This is a genomic window from Streptococcus sp. LQJ-218 (genome assembly GCF_003428885.1).
In the GTDB taxonomy this organism is placed as follows: domain Bacteria; phylum Bacillota; class Bacilli; order Lactobacillales; family Streptococcaceae; genus Streptococcus.
Genome location: NZ_QQRU01000004.1, coordinates 129,910 through 148,964 on the forward strand (window position 1 = coordinate 129,910; position 19,055 = coordinate 148,964).

The 19,055-nt window shown below is 40.1% G+C and carries 17 protein-coding genes and 1 tRNA gene; all 18 read left to right on the plus strand.

Going from position 1 to position 19,055, the window contains the following annotated elements; translation table 11 throughout:
* Positions 1 to 15 precede the first annotated feature (15 nt).
* The 18 genes from D2908_RS09940 to D2908_RS04915 all read left to right on the plus strand — a co-directional run bounded on the left by D2908_RS09940 (position 16) and on the right by D2908_RS04915 (position 19,055).
* Positions 16 to 207 carry a hypothetical protein gene (locus tag D2908_RS09940; protein WP_165847443.1) on the plus strand — a complete coding sequence of 64 codons (192 nt, stop codon included), beginning with the start codon at positions 16 to 18 and terminating at the stop codon, positions 205 to 207.
* Between the two features lie 12 nt (positions 208 to 219).
* On the plus strand, positions 220 to 579 hold the full coding sequence (locus tag D2908_RS04835) for a YbaN family protein (RefSeq protein ID WP_117305290.1): 360 nt from the start codon (positions 220 to 222) through the stop codon (positions 577 to 579).
* Between the two features lie 93 nt (positions 580 to 672).
* Positions 673 to 1,305 carry a copper homeostasis protein CutC gene (locus D2908_RS04840; protein ID WP_117305292.1) on the plus strand — a complete coding sequence of 211 codons (633 nt, stop codon included), beginning with the start codon at positions 673 to 675 and terminating at the stop codon, positions 1,303 to 1,305.
* Between the two features lie 43 nt (positions 1,306 to 1,348).
* Positions 1,349 to 2,005, plus strand: a complete 657-nt coding sequence (locus D2908_RS04845; RefSeq protein ID WP_117305294.1) for an MmcQ/YjbR family DNA-binding protein — start codon at positions 1,349 to 1,351, stop codon at positions 2,003 to 2,005.
* A gap of 314 nt (positions 2,006 to 2,319) precedes the next feature.
* The gene (locus D2908_RS04850; RefSeq protein WP_117305296.1) at positions 2,320 to 3,882 is read left to right on the plus strand and encodes a 2-isopropylmalate synthase; all 1,563 of its coding nucleotides are present in this window, start codon (positions 2,320 to 2,322) and stop codon (positions 3,880 to 3,882) included.
* A gap of 11 nt (positions 3,883 to 3,893) precedes the next feature.
* A complete protein-coding gene (gene leuB, locus D2908_RS04855; RefSeq protein WP_117305298.1) occupies positions 3,894 to 4,931 on the plus strand; it encodes a 3-isopropylmalate dehydrogenase in 1,038 nt (345 codons plus the stop codon).
* Positions 4,928 to 5,197: a DUF1294 domain-containing protein gene (locus D2908_RS04860; protein WP_117305300.1), complete on the plus strand. Its 270-nt coding sequence runs from the start codon at positions 4,928 to 4,930 to the stop codon at positions 5,195 to 5,197. Before leuB ends, D2908_RS04860 begins: the two co-directional genes overlap by 4 nt.
* A 3-nt stretch (positions 5,198 to 5,200) precedes the next feature.
* On the plus strand, positions 5,201 to 6,583 hold the full coding sequence (gene leuC / locus D2908_RS04865; RefSeq protein ID WP_117305302.1) for a 3-isopropylmalate dehydratase large subunit: 1,383 nt from the start codon (positions 5,201 to 5,203) through the stop codon (positions 6,581 to 6,583).
* 9 nt (positions 6,584 to 6,592) lie between these two features.
* Positions 6,593 to 7,186, plus strand: a complete 594-nt coding sequence (leuD, locus tag D2908_RS04870) for a 3-isopropylmalate dehydratase small subunit (RefSeq protein WP_117305304.1) — start codon at positions 6,593 to 6,595, stop codon at positions 7,184 to 7,186.
* Between the two features lie 27 nt (positions 7,187 to 7,213).
* On the plus strand, positions 7,214 to 7,993 hold the full coding sequence (locus D2908_RS04875; protein ID WP_117305306.1) for a Sua5/YciO/YrdC/YwlC family protein: 780 nt from the start codon (positions 7,214 to 7,216) through the stop codon (positions 7,991 to 7,993).
* A gap of 212 nt (positions 7,994 to 8,205) precedes the next feature.
* Positions 8,206 to 10,281, plus strand: coding sequence for an AAA family ATPase (locus D2908_RS04880; protein ID WP_117305308.1), 2,076 nt, complete (start codon positions 8,206 to 8,208; stop codon positions 10,279 to 10,281).
* The gene (locus D2908_RS04885) at positions 10,268 to 11,584 is read left to right on the plus strand and encodes a 3-isopropylmalate dehydrogenase (RefSeq protein WP_165847447.1); all 1,317 of its coding nucleotides are present in this window, start codon (positions 10,268 to 10,270) and stop codon (positions 11,582 to 11,584) included. Before D2908_RS04880 ends, D2908_RS04885 begins: the two co-directional genes overlap by 14 nt.
* Positions 11,585 to 11,758: 174 nt before the next feature.
* On the plus strand, positions 11,759 to 12,745 hold the full coding sequence (locus tag D2908_RS04890) for a GMP reductase (protein ID WP_117305312.1): 987 nt from the start codon (positions 11,759 to 11,761) through the stop codon (positions 12,743 to 12,745).
* Positions 12,746 to 12,810: 65 nt separating this feature from the next.
* Positions 12,811 to 12,882 (plus strand) — tRNA-Arg (locus D2908_RS04895).
* Between the two features lie 335 nt (positions 12,883 to 13,217).
* Complete coding sequence (rnc, locus tag D2908_RS04900; protein WP_117305314.1) at positions 13,218 to 13,916, plus strand: ribonuclease III; 699 nt, start codon at positions 13,218 to 13,220, stop codon at positions 13,914 to 13,916.
* The gene (smc, locus tag D2908_RS04905) at positions 13,907 to 17,446 is read left to right on the plus strand and encodes a chromosome segregation protein SMC (RefSeq protein WP_117305316.1); all 3,540 of its coding nucleotides are present in this window, start codon (positions 13,907 to 13,909) and stop codon (positions 17,444 to 17,446) included. The genes rnc and smc overlap by 10 nt, the downstream gene beginning before the upstream one ends.
* Positions 17,443 to 18,237 carry an HAD family hydrolase gene (locus D2908_RS04910; protein WP_117305318.1) on the plus strand — a complete coding sequence of 265 codons (795 nt, stop codon included), beginning with the start codon at positions 17,443 to 17,445 and terminating at the stop codon, positions 18,235 to 18,237. The genes smc and D2908_RS04910 overlap by 4 nt, the downstream gene beginning before the upstream one ends.
* Positions 18,237 to 19,055, plus strand: a complete 819-nt coding sequence (locus D2908_RS04915) for a Cof-type HAD-IIB family hydrolase (RefSeq protein WP_117305320.1) — start codon at positions 18,237 to 18,239, stop codon at positions 19,053 to 19,055. The genes D2908_RS04910 and D2908_RS04915 overlap by 1 nt, the downstream gene beginning before the upstream one ends.

The following is a 19,055-nucleotide window of genomic DNA, read 5'->3' on the forward strand; positions in this document are numbered from 1 at the left end:
ATTATTTTATACTCAATGAAAATCAAAGATCAAACTAGGAAACTAGCCACAGGTTGCTCAAAACACTGTTTTGAGGTTGTGGATATAACTGACGAAGTCAGCTCAAAACACTGTTTTGAGGTTGTGGATAGAACTGACGAAGTCAGTAACCCTACCTACGGCAAGGCGACGTTGACGCGGTTTGAAGAGATTTTCGAAGAGTATTAATTAGGAGAAGTTATGCGTTTTATTTATCTGATAATTGGTTTTTTATCACTTGCCTTGGCTATTGTTGGGGTTGTTTTGCCCTTGTTGCCTACAACTCCTTTTCTGTTGTTGTCTATTGCTTGTTTCTCCAGAAGTTCCAAGCGTTTTGAAGATTGGTTGTATCATACCAAACTCTATCAGACTTACGTAGCGGACTTTCGTGAAACCAAGTCTATTGCGCGTGAACGTAAGAAAAAAATCATCGTTTCTATTTACATCTTGATGGGAATTTCCATTTATTTTGCACCTCTTTTACCAGTCAAAATTGGTCTAGGAGCTTTGACCATCTTTATCACCTATTATCTCTTTAAGGTTATTCCAGACAAAGAATAAGTAAAATTTGTAACTATTTCCCTTGATAAAATTGAAAACATATTTACAACAATATGATATAATAAATTCAAAGTAATACTCAAGGAGAATCAAATGATTTACGAATTTTGTGCTGAAAATGTGTCCTTGCTTGAAAAAGCGATGCAGGCTGGAGCTCGTCGAATCGAACTCTGTGATAATCTAGCAGTTGGTGGAACAACTCCAAGTTACGGAGTGACAAAGGCAGCTGTGGAACTGGCGGCCGACTACGATACGACCATTATGACTATGATTCGTCCACGTGGTGGCGACTTTGTCTATAATGATATGGAAATTGCAATTATGTTAGAGGACATTCGTTTGACTGCTCAAGCTGGAAGTCAAGGGGTTGTATTTGGAGCTTTAACTGCTGATAAGAAGTTGGATAAGCCTAATCTGGAAAAGTTAATTACTGCATCAAAAGGAATGGAAATTGTCTTTCATATGGCCTTTGATGAATTGAGAGAAGAAGATCAGTCGGAAGCTATTGACTGGCTCAGCCAAGCTGGAGTCACTCGTATCTTAACTCGTGCTGGTGTGTCTGGCGATTCACTAGACAAACGTTTTGCTCACTATCACAGAATTTTGGAACACGCTAAAGGTAAGATTGAAATTCTACCTGGTGGGGGGATTGACCTTGACAACCGTCAAACCTTTATCGACCGACTGGGTGTGACCCAATTACATGGAACTAAGGTTGTCTTTTAAAAAATAGAAAGGAACTGCTAGCCTTGGGTAGCAGTTTTCACTTATGTTTGAAATTTTTAAATCCTATCAGTTTAATCAAGAAAAGGCTCATGCTTTTGGTTTTGTAGAAAATGGGGGAGTCTGGACCTATAGTTGTCAGATTTTGCAGGGTGACTTTGTCATGACTGTGTCCGTAGTTGATGGAAACTTGAGTTTTCAAGTCTTTGACCAGGAAACTGGTGACCTCTATCCTCAAGTCCATATGGAAAGCATGAGAGGAATTTTTGTCGGAGGTGTTCGAGAGGCATGTATGAAGATTCTTTACCAAATTCGGAAGATTTGTTTTGATGCGCAAGATTTTGTCTGTCCTCAGACTAAGCGAATCATGACTCAGATTCAGAAAAAATATGGTAATCAGTTGGAATATCTATGGGAGAAATCTCCTGATACAGCAGTATTACGGCATGAAGGAAATCAAAAGTGGTATGCCGTCTTGATGAAAATCTCTTGGGACAAGCTTGAAAAGGACAGAGAAGGATTAGTGGAAGCCGTCAATCTAAAGCATGATCAAGTAGCTGATTTGTTGGTAAAAAAAGGGATTTATCCAGCTTTTCATATGAATAAACGTTACTGGATTAGTGTGGCGCTTGATGATAGTCTAACTGACGAAAAGGTACTTGAATTATTTGAGAAAAGTTATTTTCTGACTTCAAAAAAATGAAATTATATGTTTGATTTTTCAAATACTTTCAATTAGCAAAATATTCTCTACTGAAGAAATTTTCAGAAAATATTGGATTTTTTCTTGACAAGTCTTTTTGCCTATGCTAAAATACTAAACAAGATATCAAACGAAGGAGAAAGTCAAACATGAAAACAGCTAAGTTTAATCAATTTGCTTTGTTGTTGAGGTACTCGGGCTAGTGCAAAAGCATTAGTCCTGTTTGGCTTACCAAGCGGGAGTAAATCAACATCTCGCTTGGAACTCCGAGCGAGATGTTTTTTTAAAACCAAATTTAGAAAAGGGGAAATCTTATGAGAGCAGTTGAATTTCTAGATACTAGCCTTCGGGATGGAGAGCAGACACCTGGTGTTAATTTTTCAATCAAGGAAAAAATTGCCATTGCAAGGCAGCTGGAGAAATGGGGCATTTCAGCAATTGAAGCTGGTTTTCCGGCGGCGAGTCCAGATTCATTTACAGCAGTTCAGGAGATTGCTAAAGTCTTGAAGAAAACAGCGGTGACAGGTTTGGCACGTTCGGTCAAGTCTGATATAGATGCTTGTTACGAGGCGCTTAAGGATGCCAAGTATCCACAGGTTCACGTCTTTATCGCGACCAGTCCGATACACCGAAAGTATAAGCTCAATAAGAGTAAGGAAGAGATTTTAGAAGCTATTAAAGAGCATGTTTCTTATGCCCGTTCGAAGTTTGAAATTGTCGAATTTTCTCCTGAAGATGCGACTAGAACCGAGTTGGATTTCCTCTTGCAAGTTGTTCAAACAGCGGTTGATGCAGGTGCGACTTATATCAACATCCCTGACACGGTTGGATTTACGACGCCAGAGGAGTATGGTGCTATCTTCAAACACTTGATTGAGAATGTCAAGGTAGACCGTCAGATTATCTATTCTCCTCATTGTCATAATGACCTCGGAATGGCTGTAGCTAATAGCCTTGCTGCTGTTAAGAATGGAGCAGGACGAGTCGAAGGAACCATCAATGGTATCGGGGAGAGAGCTGGAAATGCTGCCTTGGAAGAAATAGCAGTTGCTCTCAGTATTCGCCAAGATTACTACCAAGCAGAAACCAGTATTGTCTTAAATGAAACCATCAATACGTCAGAAATGGTTTCTCGCTTCTCAGGTATTCCAGTTCCTAAAAACAAGGCTGTCGTTGGTGGCAATGCCTTCTCTCACGAATCTGGTATTCACCAAGATGGGGTTCTTAAAAATCCTCTTACCTATGAAATCATTACACCTGAATTGGTCGGTGTTAAGAGTAATAGTCTTCCGCTTGGTAAATTGTCCGGTCGCCATGCCTTTGTTGAAAAACTAAGAGAATTAGCCCTAGATTTTACAGAAGAGGATATCAAACCACTCTTTGCTAAGTTCAAGGCACTGGCCGACAAGAAACAAGAAATCACAGATGCAGATATTCGTGCTCTGGTAGCCGGAACCATGGTTGAAAATCCAGAAGGCTTTCATTTTGATGATTTACAACTTCAAACTCATGCAGACAATGATATTGAAGCGCTCGTAAGTCTAGCCAATATGGATGGTGAGAAAGTCGAATTTAATGCGACAGGTCAAGGTTCCGTTGAAGCGATCTTTAATGCTATCGACAAGTTCTTCAACCAATCTGTTCGTCTTGTGTCTTACACTATTGATGCGGTGACAGATGGGATTGATGCCCAAGCTCGTGTCTTGGTCACTGTTGAAAACAGAGATACAGAGACCATCTTTAATGCAGCAGGGCTTGATTTCGATGTACTGAAGGCTTCGGCTATTGCCTACATCAATGCCAATACCTTTGTTCAAAAAGAGAATGCTGGTGAGATGGGACGAAGCATTTCCTATCGCGACATGCCTAGTGTGTAAAGGAGAATGCAATGACAAAGAAAATAGTGGCCCTAGCAGGAGACGGAATCGGCCCAGAAATCATGGAAGCTGGTTTAGAAGTTCTGGAAGCTCTAGCTTCAAAAACAGGCTTTGACTATGAGATTGATAGACGACCTTTTGGAGGTGCAGGTATCGATGCTGCAGGGCATCCTTTACCTAGTGAAACCCTCAAAGCATGTAGAGAAGCAGATGCCATTCTCCTAGCGGCTATCGGTAGTCCTCAGTATGATGGGACGGTGGTTCGGCCCGAACAAGGCTTACTTACTCTCCGTAAGGAACTCAATCTCTATGCCAATATTCGACCAGTCAAAATCTTTGAGAGTCTCAAGCATTTATCACCTCTCAAACCGGAACGAATAGCTGGTGTGGACTTTGTCGTGGTGCGTGAGTTGACAGGCGGGATTTACTTTGGGGATCATATTCTTGAAGAAAGAAAAGCGCGTGATATCAACGACTATAGCTACGAGGAAGTGGAGCGGATTATTCGCAAAGCCTTTGAAATCGCAAGAAATCGGAGAAAAATCGTTACTAGTATCGATAAGCAAAATGTTCTAGCGACTTCAAAACTCTGGCGAAGAGTGGCTGAGGAAGTCGCAAAAGATTATCCCGACGTAACCTTGGAACACCAGCTAGTCGACTCAGCTGCCATGCTTATGATTACCAATCCTGCTAAGTTTGATGTCATCGTGACGGAGAATCTTTTCGGAGATATTTTATCTGATGAATCAAGCGTCCTATCTGGTACACTTGGGGTCATGCCATCAGCCAGTCATTCTGAAAATGGACCGAGTCTCTATGAACCGATTCACGGTTCAGCTCCTGATATAGCAGGTAAAGGCATTGCCAATCCCATTTCCATGATTTTATCAGTCGCAATGATGTTGAGAGATAGTTTTGGATGTTATGAGGATGCGGAGCGTATTGAAAAAGCAGTTGAAGCAACTTTGGCAGCAGGAATTTTAACGAGAGATATAGGAGGACAGGCTTCGACTAGGGAAATGACAGAAGCCATCATTGAAAGATTATGAAGATAAATCAAGGAATTACTTTTGCTATTTTGATTTGGAATCTATTGGTATTTATGATTTATGGTATTGATAAATCTAAAGCCAAAAGAGGTGCTTGGCGAATACCTGAAAAATATTTATTATCATTTGCATTCTTATGTGGTGGTTTTGCTGCCTGGTTAGCAGGAATCATCTTTCACCACAAGACTCGAAAATGGTATTTTAAAACAGTTTGGTTTCTTGGGATGGTGATTACACTAGTAGCCTTATATTTTATTTGGAGGTAATGGATGGCAGGAAAATCGATTTTTGATAAATTATGGGACCGCCATGTCATCACAGGAGAAGAGGGGCAACCCCAACTCATGTATGTGGACCAGCACTATATCCACGAGGTGACCAGTCCTCAGGCTTTTCAAGGATTACGAGACGCAGGTCGCAGATTGAGACGACCCGATTTAACATTTGGGACCTTTGACCACAATGTTCCGACGGTCAATATCTACGATATTCGAGATGTAATCTCCAAAGCACAGATTGATAAGTTAGCTGAAAATGTTGAAGAGTTTGGAATCGAACATGCTGCCCACGGTTCAGAAAAGCAAGGAATCGTTCATATGGTTGGTCCAGAGACAGGACGGACTCAACCAGGAAAATTCATCGTCTGTGGAGACAGCCATACGGCTACTCACGGTGCTTTCGGAGCTATCGCCTTTGGAATTGGGACCAGTGAGGTTGAGCATGTCTTCGCTACCCAGACACTCTGGCAGGTCAAACCCAAGAAAATGCTGGTGGAATTTACAGGTGTTCCTCAAAAAGGAGTTTATTCCAAGGATTTCATTTTAGCCTTGATTGCCAAGTACGGCGTTGCCTGTGGTGTTGGCTACGTGGTGGAATATTGTGGACAAGTTATTGATGCACTGAGCATGGAAGAGCGAATGACCATCTGCAATATGTCCATCGAGTTTGGATCCAAGATGGGCATCATGAATCCAGATCAGACCACCTATGATTATCTTAAGGGACGTGAATGTATTCCCAAGGATTTTGATTCAGCAGTAGATGATTGGAAGACCCTTGTCAGTGATGAGAATGTCGTTTACGATAAGGTTATCCAGATGGATGTGTCAGAATTGGCTCCTATGGTGACTTGGGGTACTAATCCAGCTATGGGTGTTGACTTTGATTCTAGGTTCCCAGAAATTACGGACATGAATGATGAACGAGCCTATCATTACATGGATTTACAACCAGGTCAGAAACCAGCAGATATCCAACTAGGCTATGTCTTTATTGGTTCTTGTACCAACGCTAGACTTAGCGATTTGCAACTGGCGGCTCGATTTGTCGAAGGGAAGAAGATTGCCCCTAACTTAACAGCTATCGTGGTACCTGGTTCTCGACCAGTCAAGCGAGCTGCTGAGAAGTTGGGTTTGGACAAGGTATTCCTAGATGCCGGCTTTGAGTGGAGAGACCCAGGTTGCTCCATGTGTCTAGGGATGAATCCTGACAAGGTACCTGATGGTGTTCACTGTGCATCAACCAGCAATCGAAACTTTGAAGATAGACAAGGATTTGGTGCTAAGACCCATCTCTGTAGTCCGGCCATGGCAGCTGCGGCAGCTATTGCAGGGCGTTTCGTAGATGTTCGGCAAATGCCAGAAGCCCAGTAAGGAGAGGATATGGAGAAATTTACAGTTTATACGGGAACGACCGTTCCTCTCATGAATGATAACATCGACACTGACCAAATCCTCCCCAAGCAGTTTCTCAAATTGATTGATAAAAAAGGCTTTGGTAGGTACCTCATGTATGCTTGGCGTTATCTAGATGATCTCTATACTGAGGATCCAGACTTTATCTTTAATCGACCTGAATACCGCAAAGCTAGTATCCTCATTTCAGGGGATAACTTTGGTGCAGGGTCTTCGAGAGAACATGCAGCTTGGGCTCTAGCAGACTATGGTTTTAAAGTCGTAATTGCAGGTTCTTTCGGAGATATTCATTACAATAATGAACTCAATAATGGTATGTTGCCTATTGTTCAGCCAAGAGAAGTTAGAAAAAAACTCGCCCAATTGAAACCAAGCGACCAGGTTACTGTGGACTTGGAACAACAAAGGATCATTTCACCAGTTGGAGAGTTCTCCTTCGAAATTGATAGCGAATGGAAACACAAGCTTCTAAATGGTTTGGATGATATTGGTATCACCTTGCAGTATGAAGATTTGATTGCTGCCTATGAAAAACAACGACCAGCCTACTGGCAAGAATAGAATAAAAATAGAAAAGGAAATAGAACTATGACAAAACACATTCAATGGAACGGAACACTTTCACAAGAAGGCTATGACATTTTAAAAGGTGAGGGCGGATGTATCGTTTGCCCTACTAAAGTCGGATACATTATCATGACTAGTGACAAGGCAGGTCTGGAACGTAAGTTTGCAGCCAAAGAACGCAATCGTAACAAACCAGGTGTTGTTCTCTGTGGTAGCATGGACGAGCTTCGTGCTTTAGCACAACTCAACCCTGAAATCGAAGCCTTCTACCAAAAACATTGGGATGAAGACATTCTCCTTGGCTGTATCCTTCCTTGGAAACCAGAAGCCTTTGAAAAACTCAAAGCATACGGTGATGGACGTGAAGAACTCATGACTGATGTGCGTGGTACTAGCTGTTTCGTTATCAAGTTTGGGAAAGCTGGTGAACAGTTGGCTGCTAAACTTTGGGAAGAAGGAAAAATGGTCTACGCTTCATCTGCAAACCCTTCTGGAAAAGGAAACCGTGGTAAGGTAGAAGGTATCGGTCAACGTATCGAAGGAGCAGTGGACCTTGTTATCGAGGCAGACGATTACGTGGCATCCATCCAGCCTGACAAAACGATTGAAACTCGCTACGAGCAAGGTGTGATGGTGTCTATGGTCGATAAGGACGGCAACCTCATCCCTGAACAAAGAGGAGCTCGTTCAACTTCACCCGCTCCAGTTGTAATCCGCAAAGGACTTGACATTGATAAGATTATGATGTACCTGTCAGACACCTTTAACTCATGGGACTACCGTCAGGGAGAGTATTATTAAGATAAAAAGAAGTCTAGTGTTGAGAGGTGATAAACCCCTCTACACTGGACTTTTTCTTTAGAAATTCTTTTCTTTTTCTATAGGATATGATATGCTAGATGTAGAATATATATTAATAAAATGTGGTTTCTGCAAAGTAAAATATCCTACTTCGAACGAAACAAATATAATTTACGTCTAATAATAAATTTTTAATAAGCAAGGAAAACACAATGGTTTCAAAAAAAACTTTCATTGACAGGATAAAAAAAGAATTCCCAGATGCAATTGAAAATCAAACAAAAAGTTATATTTCTTTTCAGGTTAAAAATAGGAAAGGGAAGTTACAAAATTTTATAGAGATTAATTTTCAAAATAAAGGAATAAAGATTGCCGTTCTCTCTAAGAGTCTTCATGATTCAGATATTTTGTTGTTTAATAAGAAGCCTGATTCATTCGGTTGGACACTTGATGTTGAGTATTTTATTGAGGATGAAAATTCATTAAATGAGATTTTCCCTTTTATAAATAAATCTTATGAGTTTGTAAAAAGTGGAATTAAATCAGAGTGTTATAAAGTTTTCAGAGAATTTTTGTCTAAATTTGTGAATCAAGCAAATATCTATAATTCAAAAGATATAGAAATTAAACGTTCTCAAAAATTAGATGGAGCTGAACATATTTACCCTGCTCTGACTATTGAGGGTATTCCGTACAAAGTTCAAATGGCTAGTAATGGTTGTTATGGTCCAAAGAGTGGAGAGAGATCTAGAAAATTACCTTACTTTGGTTATCGGCTGAGTGACATTGATAACTCATGGATAAATATAAGGTGTGGTTTTCAGAGATTTAAACTCACAGAATTTAAAATTGTAAAATGGTATAGTAATACTCCAGATGAAGATTTAGAGTATAAATACCTTGTCAAGGACTTAGAGTTGGAATCAACTGCTGAACCCAATGAAATTTTAAAAGACTTTTATGATAATTTCACTACTTTTTATAGAGAATCAGAAAAGGAAGAGATAAACATGTCAGAAAATATCAACGAGTATAAGAATATCTTATTAAAATCCAAAAACCTCATCCTCCGCGGTGCTCCTGGCACGGGAAAAACTTATCTTGCTAAAGAAATTGCTAAAGAATTAACGGATGGCAACGAAGATCAAATCGGCTTTGTACAGTTTCATCCATCTTATGATTATACGGATTTTGTTGAGGGATTGAGACCGGTATCAAATGTGGATGGAGCTATTGATTTTAAATTACAAGATGGTATTTTTAAAGAGTTTTGTTTGAAAGCAAAGAAAAATTGGCTTTATTCACATAAAAAAAAGGATGATTTAGAAAAGGAAAAAAAATCAATAGCAAAGATTTCAAAATATTTTGCTAATATGGAGTTTCCGTCTGACAAGTTATATACAAAACGTCAATCGTCCTTTATCATTACAGAAATTGATGAAAATTACATTTATATATCTATTCCTGAAAATGAGGTATCAAAAAATGCAAAATTGAAAATTAAAGATATCGAAGCAATGTTAACTTCAGAATCTCAATTTGAACATGTTAAAGAGATAACTCAGTTTTTTAATAAAAATAATGCAACCCAAGAATTTTCATACTATTTGACACTTTACAAAATGATAAAAAATGAAAGTATTCAGGATGAAATAATAGAAATAGATAATGAATTGAAAAACTTCGTTCTCATCATCGATGAGATCAATCGTGGGGAGATTTCTAAGATTTTTGGTGAACTATTTTTCTCTATTGATCCTGGTTATCGTGGTGAAAAGGGAAGTGTTTCTACCCAGTATGCTAATTTACATGAGACTGATGAGAAATTTTATATCCCTGAAAATGTCTATATCATTGGAACTATGAATGATATTGACCGTTCAGTGGATACCTTTGATTTTGCTATGCGTCGTCGTTTCCGTTTTGTTGAAATTACTGCTGAAAGTCAACTTGGTATGCTTGATGAGGTGCTTGGTGATAAAGCCGAAGAAGCTAAAATTCGTCTAAGAAACTTGAATGCTGAAATCGAAAAAGTTCAGGAGCTAAATGGTCATTATCATATCGGTCCAAGTTATTTCCTTAAATTGAAGGAAGTGGATTTTGACTATGAATTACTCTGGTCTGATTATCTCAAACCACTTTTGGAAGATTATGTACGTGGTTCTTATGGTGAAGCTGAAACTCTAGAAACATTGAAAAAAGCATTCGATCTGACAAAGAATGAGCAAAAAGATCAGGCAGTAGCTGATGACAATGAAGGCGATGAAAATGATGATGCGGATCACTGATAATCAACACAAGATTGTTAAAGAAGAATTTGTTAAAGAATATCCTAAACTAAGCAATCTTCTTTTAGATAGAGCCTTGGAAAGTCTATCCCAAGATGAACGTGTTTTCATTTTTCCAAATGATTTGAAGAATTCTCCTGACTTAGAGAAGGATCAAAAAATCTTTGAAACAATTAATCAGAAAATCAAGACAGGAAATGTGATTGGTTTTCTGGGCTATGGTCAGGAGAGATTAACAATCTCCTCTCGTTTTTCGATTAAAGGTGATGACTATTTTTTACATTATCTTTTACAAAAGGTTCTTCATATCAATCTCACTAGTTTAGATGTAGCTTTGTCGCGTGAAGATAAACTCTATCAACTTTTGATGTATCTCTTTCCCAAGTATCTTCAAGCTGCTCTCCGAAAAGGTCTTTATAAGGAATACCAGAGATTTTCTCATAACAACAGTCATGTTAAGGGAGTGATTGATGTAAGAAACCATCTCAAGAAAAACCTTCCTTTCACGGGAAATATTGCCTACACAACGAGAGAGTTCACCTATGATAATCCCCTCATGCAGTTGATTCGTCATACTATTGAATACATTAAGAATCATAAAAGCATTGGGCAAGGGGTTCTTGATAATCTCTTAACTAGTCGTGAAAATGTAGCAGAAATCGTGCGGGTAACTCCTTCTTATAAACTAGCTGATCGTGCGAAGATTATTCGGGGAAATCAATCTAAACCTCTACGTCATGCATACTTTAACGAGTACAGAAAGTTACAAGAACTTTGTCTGATGATTCTAAACCAAGAAAAGCACGGTTTAGAGTATCAAAATCAAAAAATTCATGGTATTCTTTTTGATGTTGCCTGGCTTTGGGAAGAGTATGTTCATATTTTGTTGCCAAAAGATTTTATCCATCCACGGAATAAAGATAAGACGGACGGAATTTCAGTATTTTCTAGTCAAGAAAGAAAAGTATATCCAGATTTTTATCAAGAAGAGCTTAAAATAGTATTAGATGCTAAATATAAAAAGCTTGAAAAGGCTGAAAAAGAAATAAATCGTGAGGACTTGTTCCAGCTGATTTCCTATTCTTATATTTTAAAAGCTGAGAAGGCTGGTCTTATTTTCCCGAGTGAGAAAAAGGCGGTTGATAATGAGATAGGAAAGCTAGCAGGGTACGGAGCTCTATTAAAGAAATGGTCTATTCAAATTCCTCAGAAATCTTCATCCTATCGTGAATTTTGTGAAATGATGGAAAACTCTGAAGAAACTTTTAAAAGGAATATTACTAAAGAACTGGGGAGAAAATAATCTCTCCTCTTTCTTTTGTTTTTAACGCAAGTAAAATCCGAACAATATAATTTAAATTATAAAATTATTTGACAAAAACTGTACTTTGTTTTATAATTAATTAAGGAAACGTCGGAAAAGGCGTAGTGATGCGAGAGCATAGGTAGGTCATTACAAAAGAAACGAGACATCGATATGTTAAATGAATTTCCAATTTTTGATTATGAAGATATTCAATTGATTCCAAATAAATGTGTGATTAAAAGCCGTGCAGAAGCGGATACAAGTGTCACTCTAGGAAATCACACCTTTAAACTACCTGTTGTGCCAGCTAATATGCAGACAATTTTGGATGAAAATGTAGCAGAGCAACTGGCTAAAGGTAGTTACTTCTACATTATGCATCGTTTTGATGAGGCAGGACGCATTCCTTTTATTAAACGCATGCACGAGCAAGGGCTCATTGCTTCTATCTCTGTCGGTGTTAAGGATTATGAGTATGATTTTGTCAGCCAGCTCAAGGCTGATGCTCCTGAGTACATCACGATTGACATTGCCCACGGTCATGCGGATAGCGTGATTTCAATGATTCAACACATTAAGAAAGAATTGCCAGATACCTTTGTCATTGCTGGAAATGTGGGAACACCAGAAGCGGTGCGTGAATTGGAAAATGCTGGTGCGGATGCTACTAAGGTTGGAATCGGTCCTGGTAAGGTTTGTATCACCAAGGTCAAGACTGGTTTTGGTACAGGTGGTTGGCAGTTGGCTGCTCTACGCTGGTGTGCTAAGGCTGCGCGTAAACCGATTATCGCTGATGGAGGAATTCGTACTCACGGCGATATTGCCAAGTCTATCCGTTTCGGTGCCAGCATGGTCATGATTGGTTCCCTTTTTGCAGGACACATCGAAAGTCCAGGGAAAACGATTGAAGTCGATGGTGAACAGTTCAAAGAATACTACGGTTCAGCTTCACAATACCAAAAAGGGGCTTACAAAAACGTGGAAGGCAAACGTATCTTGCTTCCTGCCAAAGGTCATCTGCAAGATACTTTAACTGAGATGGAACAAGACCTTCAAAGTGCTATTTCTTATGCAGGTGGACGTCAGCTTGCTGACCTTAAACACGTTGATTATGTGATCGTGAAAAACTCCATCTGGAATGGGGATGCTTCCCACTAAGACGGGTTATCTCACTAGAAAAAACTTGTTATTAGAGCAAATTTTTGTTATAATAAAACAAGTTTCCACCCTTAGTGTAATGGATATCACGTAAGATTCCGGTTCTTGAGATGGGGGTTCGATTCCCTCAGGGTGGATGTAAACAGCCTAAGAAAGCCTTTAGTAGGGCTTTTTTCTTTATTCTGACCCAAATTTTTCCCTAATACTCAATGAAAATCAAAGAACAAAATAGGAAGCTAGCCGTAGGCTGCTCAAAGCACTGCTTTGAGGTTGTAGATAAGACTGACAAAGTCAGTCACATATATAATCCAAGGCATAGCTGACGTGGTTTGAATTTTATTTTCGAAGAGTATAAAACTGAAAAATATATTCTATAGAATGCTCAAATCGTCTCCAGTCCCGTTTTAAAGTGACTCAGGGGGCTTTTTTTGATATAATAAAAAGGACTGTTATCAGTTAGAAAGAGGTTGGTATGAAAGAATTACAAACTGTACTTAAAAACCATTTTGCAATCGAATTTGCAGACAAAAATTTACTGGAAACCGCCTTTACTCATACGAGTTATGCCAATGAGCACCGCCTCTTAAAAATTTCACACAATGAACGCTTGGAATTTTTAGGAGACGCTGTTCTACAGTTATTGATTTCAGAATATCTGTATAAAAAATATCCCAAAAAACCTGAGGGTGACTTGTCTAAACTCCGTGCCATGATTGTCCGTGAGGAGAGTTTGGCTGGTTTTGCGCGTGATTGCCAGTTTGACCAGTTTATCAAGTTAGGTAAGGGGGAAGAAAAATCGGGTGGTCGCAATCGTGACACCATTCTTGGTGATGCCTTTGAAGCCTTTCTTGGTGCTCTCCTTTTGGATAAGGATGTGAGCAAGGTCAAGGAATTTATCTATCAAGTCATGATTCCTAAGGTTGAAGCTGGCGAGTTTGAGATGATTACAGACTACAAAACCCATCTCCAAGAGTTACTTCAAGTCAATGGGGATGTGGCTATTCGTTATCAGGTGATTTCTGAAACGGGACCTGCCCACGATAAGATCTTTGATGTAGAAGTTCTTGTTGAAGGTAAGAGCATTGGTCAAGGTCAAGGTCGTTCTAAGAAATTAGCAGAGCAGGAAGCTGCCAAAAATGCCGTTGAGAAAGGGCTGGATTCATGTACTTAAAGGAAATCGAAATTCAGGGATTCAAGTCTTTTGCTGACAAGACCAAGGTCGTCTTTGATCAAGGTGTGACGGCAGTTGTTGGTCCCAATGGATCTGGAAAGTCGAATATTACAGAAAGTTTGCGATGGGCCTTGGGGGAGTCAAGTGTTAAGAGTCTCCGTGGTGGCAAGATGCCGGATGTCATCTTTGCTGGGACCGAAAGTCGCAAACCGCTTAATTATGCTTCTGTAGTTGTGACTCTGGATAATCATGATGGATTTATCAAGGATGCTGGTCAAGAAATCAGGGTAGAACGCCATATCTATCGTAGTGGAGACAGTGAATACAAGATTGACGGTAAGAAAGTCCGTCTGCGTGATATTCATGATCTTTTCTTGGATACAGGTTTGGGACGAGATTCCTTCTCTATCATTTCCCAAGGGAAGGTTGAGGAGATTTTCAACTCCAAGCCTGAGGAACGCCGAGCTATTTTCGAAGAAGCTGCTGGAGTTTTGAAATACAAGACTCGTCGAAAAGAAACTGAGAGTAAACTGCAGCAAACTCAGGATAATCTGGATCGTCTGGAAGACATTATCTACGAGTTGGATAATCAAATCAAGCCCCTTGAGAAGCAAGCTGAAAATGCCCGTAAGTTTCTAGATTTGGAAGGTAAACGTAAGGCAATTTACTTGGATGTTCTGGTTGCTCAAATCAAGGAAAATAAGGCTGAACTAGAGTTGACTGAAGAAGAGTTGGCTCAGGTTCAGGAACTCTTGACAAGCTATTACCAAAAGCGTGAAAAATTAGAAGAAGAAAATCAATCTCTTAAAAAGCAACGCCAAGATTTACAGGCTGAAATGGCCAAAGACCAAGGCAGTTTGATGGATTTGACCAGTCTGATTAGTGATTTAGAGAGAAAATTAGCCCTATCGAAACTGGAATCTGAGCAAGTAGCCCTGAATCAACAGGAAGCACAAGTCCGTTTGGCTGCTTTGGAGGATAAGAGAAAGGCTCTAAGTCAGGAAAAGGCTGAAAAAGAAAGTTCTTTAGCCCTCTTAGAGGAAAATCTAGTCCAAAATAATCAAAAACTCAACCGTTTAGAAGCTGAATTGCTAGCTTTTTCAGATGATCCTGATCAGATGATTGAGCTCTTACGTGAACGCTTTGTAGCCCTTTTACAAGATGAAGCGGATGTTTCAAACCAACTGACTCGCATCGAGAATGAGTTGGAAAATAGTCGTCAGCTTTCTCAAAAGCAAGCAGATCAACTAGAAAAGCTCAAACAGCAATTAGCTACAGCTAAAGAGAAGGCTAGTCAGCAAAAGGCGGAGCTTGAAACTGCCAAAGAGCAGGTTCAAAAATTATTAGCAGACTACCAGGTCTGTGCCATGCAGCATAAGGAGCAAAAAACTTCCTATCAAGCTCAACAAAGTCAACTCTTTGACCGTCTGGATAGTCTTAAAAATAAGCAGGCTAGAGCCCAAAGTTTGGAAAATATCCTGAGAAATCACAGTAACTTTTATGCAGGTGTAAAGAGTGTTCTCCAAGAAAAAGACCGCCTTGGTGGGATTATTGGTGCTGTTAGTGAGCATCTGACCTTTGATGTGCATTATCAAACTGCCCTAGAGATTGCGCTTGGAGCGAGCAGTCAGCATATTATCGTGGAAGATGAAGAGTCGGCAACTAAGGCGATTGATTTCCTCAAGCGCAACAGAGCTGGTCGTGCAACCTTCCTTCCGTTGACAACGATCAAGGCGCGTACGATTTCTAGTCAGAACCAAGATGCTATCGCTGCAAGTGCTGGATTTCTGGGCATGGCAGATGAGTTGGTGACATTTGATACGAGACTGGAAGCTATTTTCAAGAACTTGCTAGCTACGACAGCTATCTTTGATACCGTTGAGCACGCGCGTGCAGCAGCGCGCAAAGTTCGTTATCAGGTTCGTATGGTGACATTGGACGGTACAGAGTTGCGCACAGGTGGATCCTATGCGGGAGGTGCCAATCGCCAGAATAACAGCATCTTCATCAAGCCAGAGCTGGAGCAATTGCAAAAAGAAATTGCTGAAGAAAAAGCTAGCTTGCATACATATGAAGCGAGTTTGAAGACCTTACAAGATGAGATGGCTTCATTGACAGAAAGATTAGAATCCATCAAATCTCAAGGAGAGCAGGCTCGTATTCAGGAGCAAGGTTTGTACCTCGCCTATCAACAAACCAGTCAGCAAGTGGAAGAGTTAGAAATGCTTTGGAAACTTCAAGAAGAGGAATTAAATCGTCTTACTGAGGGAGATTGGCAAGTAGATAAGGAAAAATACCAAGAGCGTCTTACTACAATCACCAGTGAAAAGCATAATCTGGAAGCTGAGATTGAAGAGATTAAGTCTAATAAAAATGCCATCCAAGAACGTTATCAAAACTTGCAGGAAGAGCTAGCGCAAGCTCGTCTGCTTAAGACAGAACTGCAAGGGCAAAAACGTTATGAAGTGACTGATATTGAACGCTTAGGTAAGGAACTAGATAATCTTGATATTGAACAAGAAGAAATTCAGCGCCTTCTTCAAGAAAAGGTTGATAATTTTGAGAAGGTTGATACAGAATTGCTCAGTCAACAGGTAGAAGAAGCCAAAACTCAGAAATCAAACCTCCAACAAGGTTTGATTCGCAAGCAGTTTGAGATGGATGATATGGAAGGACAACTAGATGATATTGCCAGTCATTTGGATCAGGCTCGCCAGCAGAATGAGGAGTGGATTCGTAAGCAAACACGTGCTGAAGCCAAGAAAGAAAAGATCAGCGAGCGCTTGCGCCATTTACAAAGCCAATTAACAGACCAGTACCAGATCAGCTATACTGAAGCTTTAGAAAAGGCGCATGAGTTGGAAAATCTCAATCTGGCAGAGCAAGAAGTTAAGGATTTAGAGAAGGCTATACGCTCACTGGGTCCTGTCAATTTAGACGCTATTGAACAGTACGAAGAAGTTCACAACCGTCTGGATTTCCTAAATAGCCAACGTGATGATATTTTGTCTGCGAAAAACCTGCTTCTTGAAACCATCACAGAGATGAATGATGAGGTCAAGGAACGCTTTAAATCAACCTTTGAGGCCATTCGTGAGTCCTTTAAAGTGACCTTCAAGCAGATGTTTGGTGGAGGTCAGGCTGACCTCATTTTGACTGAGGGAGACCTGCTGACAGCTGGGGTTGAGATTTCTGTTCAACCTCCAGGCAAGAAAATCCAGTCTCTCAACCTCATGAGTGGTGGTGAAAAAGCTTTATCGGCTTTGGCCTTGCTCTTCTCCATTATCCGTGTCAAGACTATTCCCTTTGTTATCTTGGATGAGGTAGAAGCTGCGCTGGATGAAGCCAATGTCAAACGCTTTGGTGATTACCTCAACCGCTTTGACAAGGACAGCCAGTTTATCGTCGTAACCCACCGTAAGGGAACCATGGCAGCGGCCGATTCCATCTATGGAGTGACCATGCAAGAATCGGGTGTTTCAAAGATTGTTTCAGTTAAGTTAAAAGATTTAGAAAGTATTGAAGGATGACAATTAAACTAGTAGCAACAGATATGGATGGAACCTTCCTAGATGGGAATGGACGCTTTGATATGGACCGCCTCAAGTATCTCTTAGCTTCCTACAAGGAAAAAGGGATATACTTTGCGGTGGCTTCGGGCCGAGGATTTCTATCATTAGAAAAATTATTTGCTGACGTTCGTGATGACATTATTTTCATCGCGGAAAATGGCAGTTTGGTAGAGTATCAAGGTCAGGACTTGTATGAAGCGACCATGTCTCGTGACTTTTATCTGGCAACTTTTGAAAAGCTGAAAACTTCACCTTATGTAGATATCAATAAACTGCTCTTGACGGGTAAGAAGGGTTCTTATGTGTTAGATACGGTTGATGAGATCTATTTGAAAGAGAGCCAGCATTACAATGAAAATATCCAAAAAGTAGCGAGTCTGGAAGATATCACAGATGACATTTTCAAATTTACGACCAACTTCACAGAAGAAACGCTGGAAGCTGGAGAAGCTTGGGTCAATGAACATGTCCCTGGTGTTAAGGCTATGACAACTGGCTTTGAATCCATTGATATCGTGTTGGACTATGTCGATAAGGGAGTGGCCATTGTTGAATTAGCTAAAAAACTTGGCATCACGATGGATCAGGTTATGGCTTTTGGAGACAATCTAAATGACTTGCATATGATGCAGGTTGTGGGACACCCTGTAGCTCCTGAAAATGCACGACCAGAAATTTTAGAAATAGCAGAGACTGTGATTGGTCACCATAAGGACCAGTCGGTTATGGCTTATATGGAGGGCTTATAATGGCAGATATAAAATTGATTGCATTGGACTTAGACGGGACCTTGCTGACTACTGATAAAAGGCTGACGGATCGTACCAAGGCAACCTTAAAAGCTGCGCGTGATCGTGGTATCAAGGTTGTATTGACAACTGGTCGTCCCTTAAAAGCCATGGATTTCTTTCTCCATGAGCTAGGGACTGATGGTCAGGAAGATGAGTATACCATTACTTTTAATGGTGGTTTGGTTCAGAAAAATACAGGCGAAATCCTTGATAAGACAGTCTTTTCATATGATGATGTAGCACGCTTGTATGAGGAAACAGAGAAATTATCACTGCCTCTTGATGCTATCTCAGAAGGAACTGTTTATCAAATTCAATCCGACCAAGAAAGTCTTTATGCCAAATTTAATCCAGCTTTGACTTTTGTTCCAGTGGACTTTGAAGACTTGTCTAGTCAAATGACCTACAACAAATGCGTGACTGCCTTTGATCAAGAACCCTTGGATGCAGCCATTCAGAAGATTTCTCCAGAATTGTTTGACCAATATGAAATCTTTAAATCACGTGAAATGTTGCTAGAGTGGTCACCAAAGAATGTTCATAAAGCAACAGGATTGGCAAAACTAATCAGCCATCTTGGAATTGACCAAAGCCAAGTCATGGCTTGTGGAGATGAGGCCAATGACCTATCTATGATTGAGTGGGCAGGGCTCGGTGTTGCCATGCAAAATGCTGTTCCTGAAGTCAAGGCAGTCGCAAATGTGGTAACGCCAATGACCAATGATGAAGAGGCTGTCGCCTGGGCTATCGAAGAATATGTGCTAAAGGAGAACTAA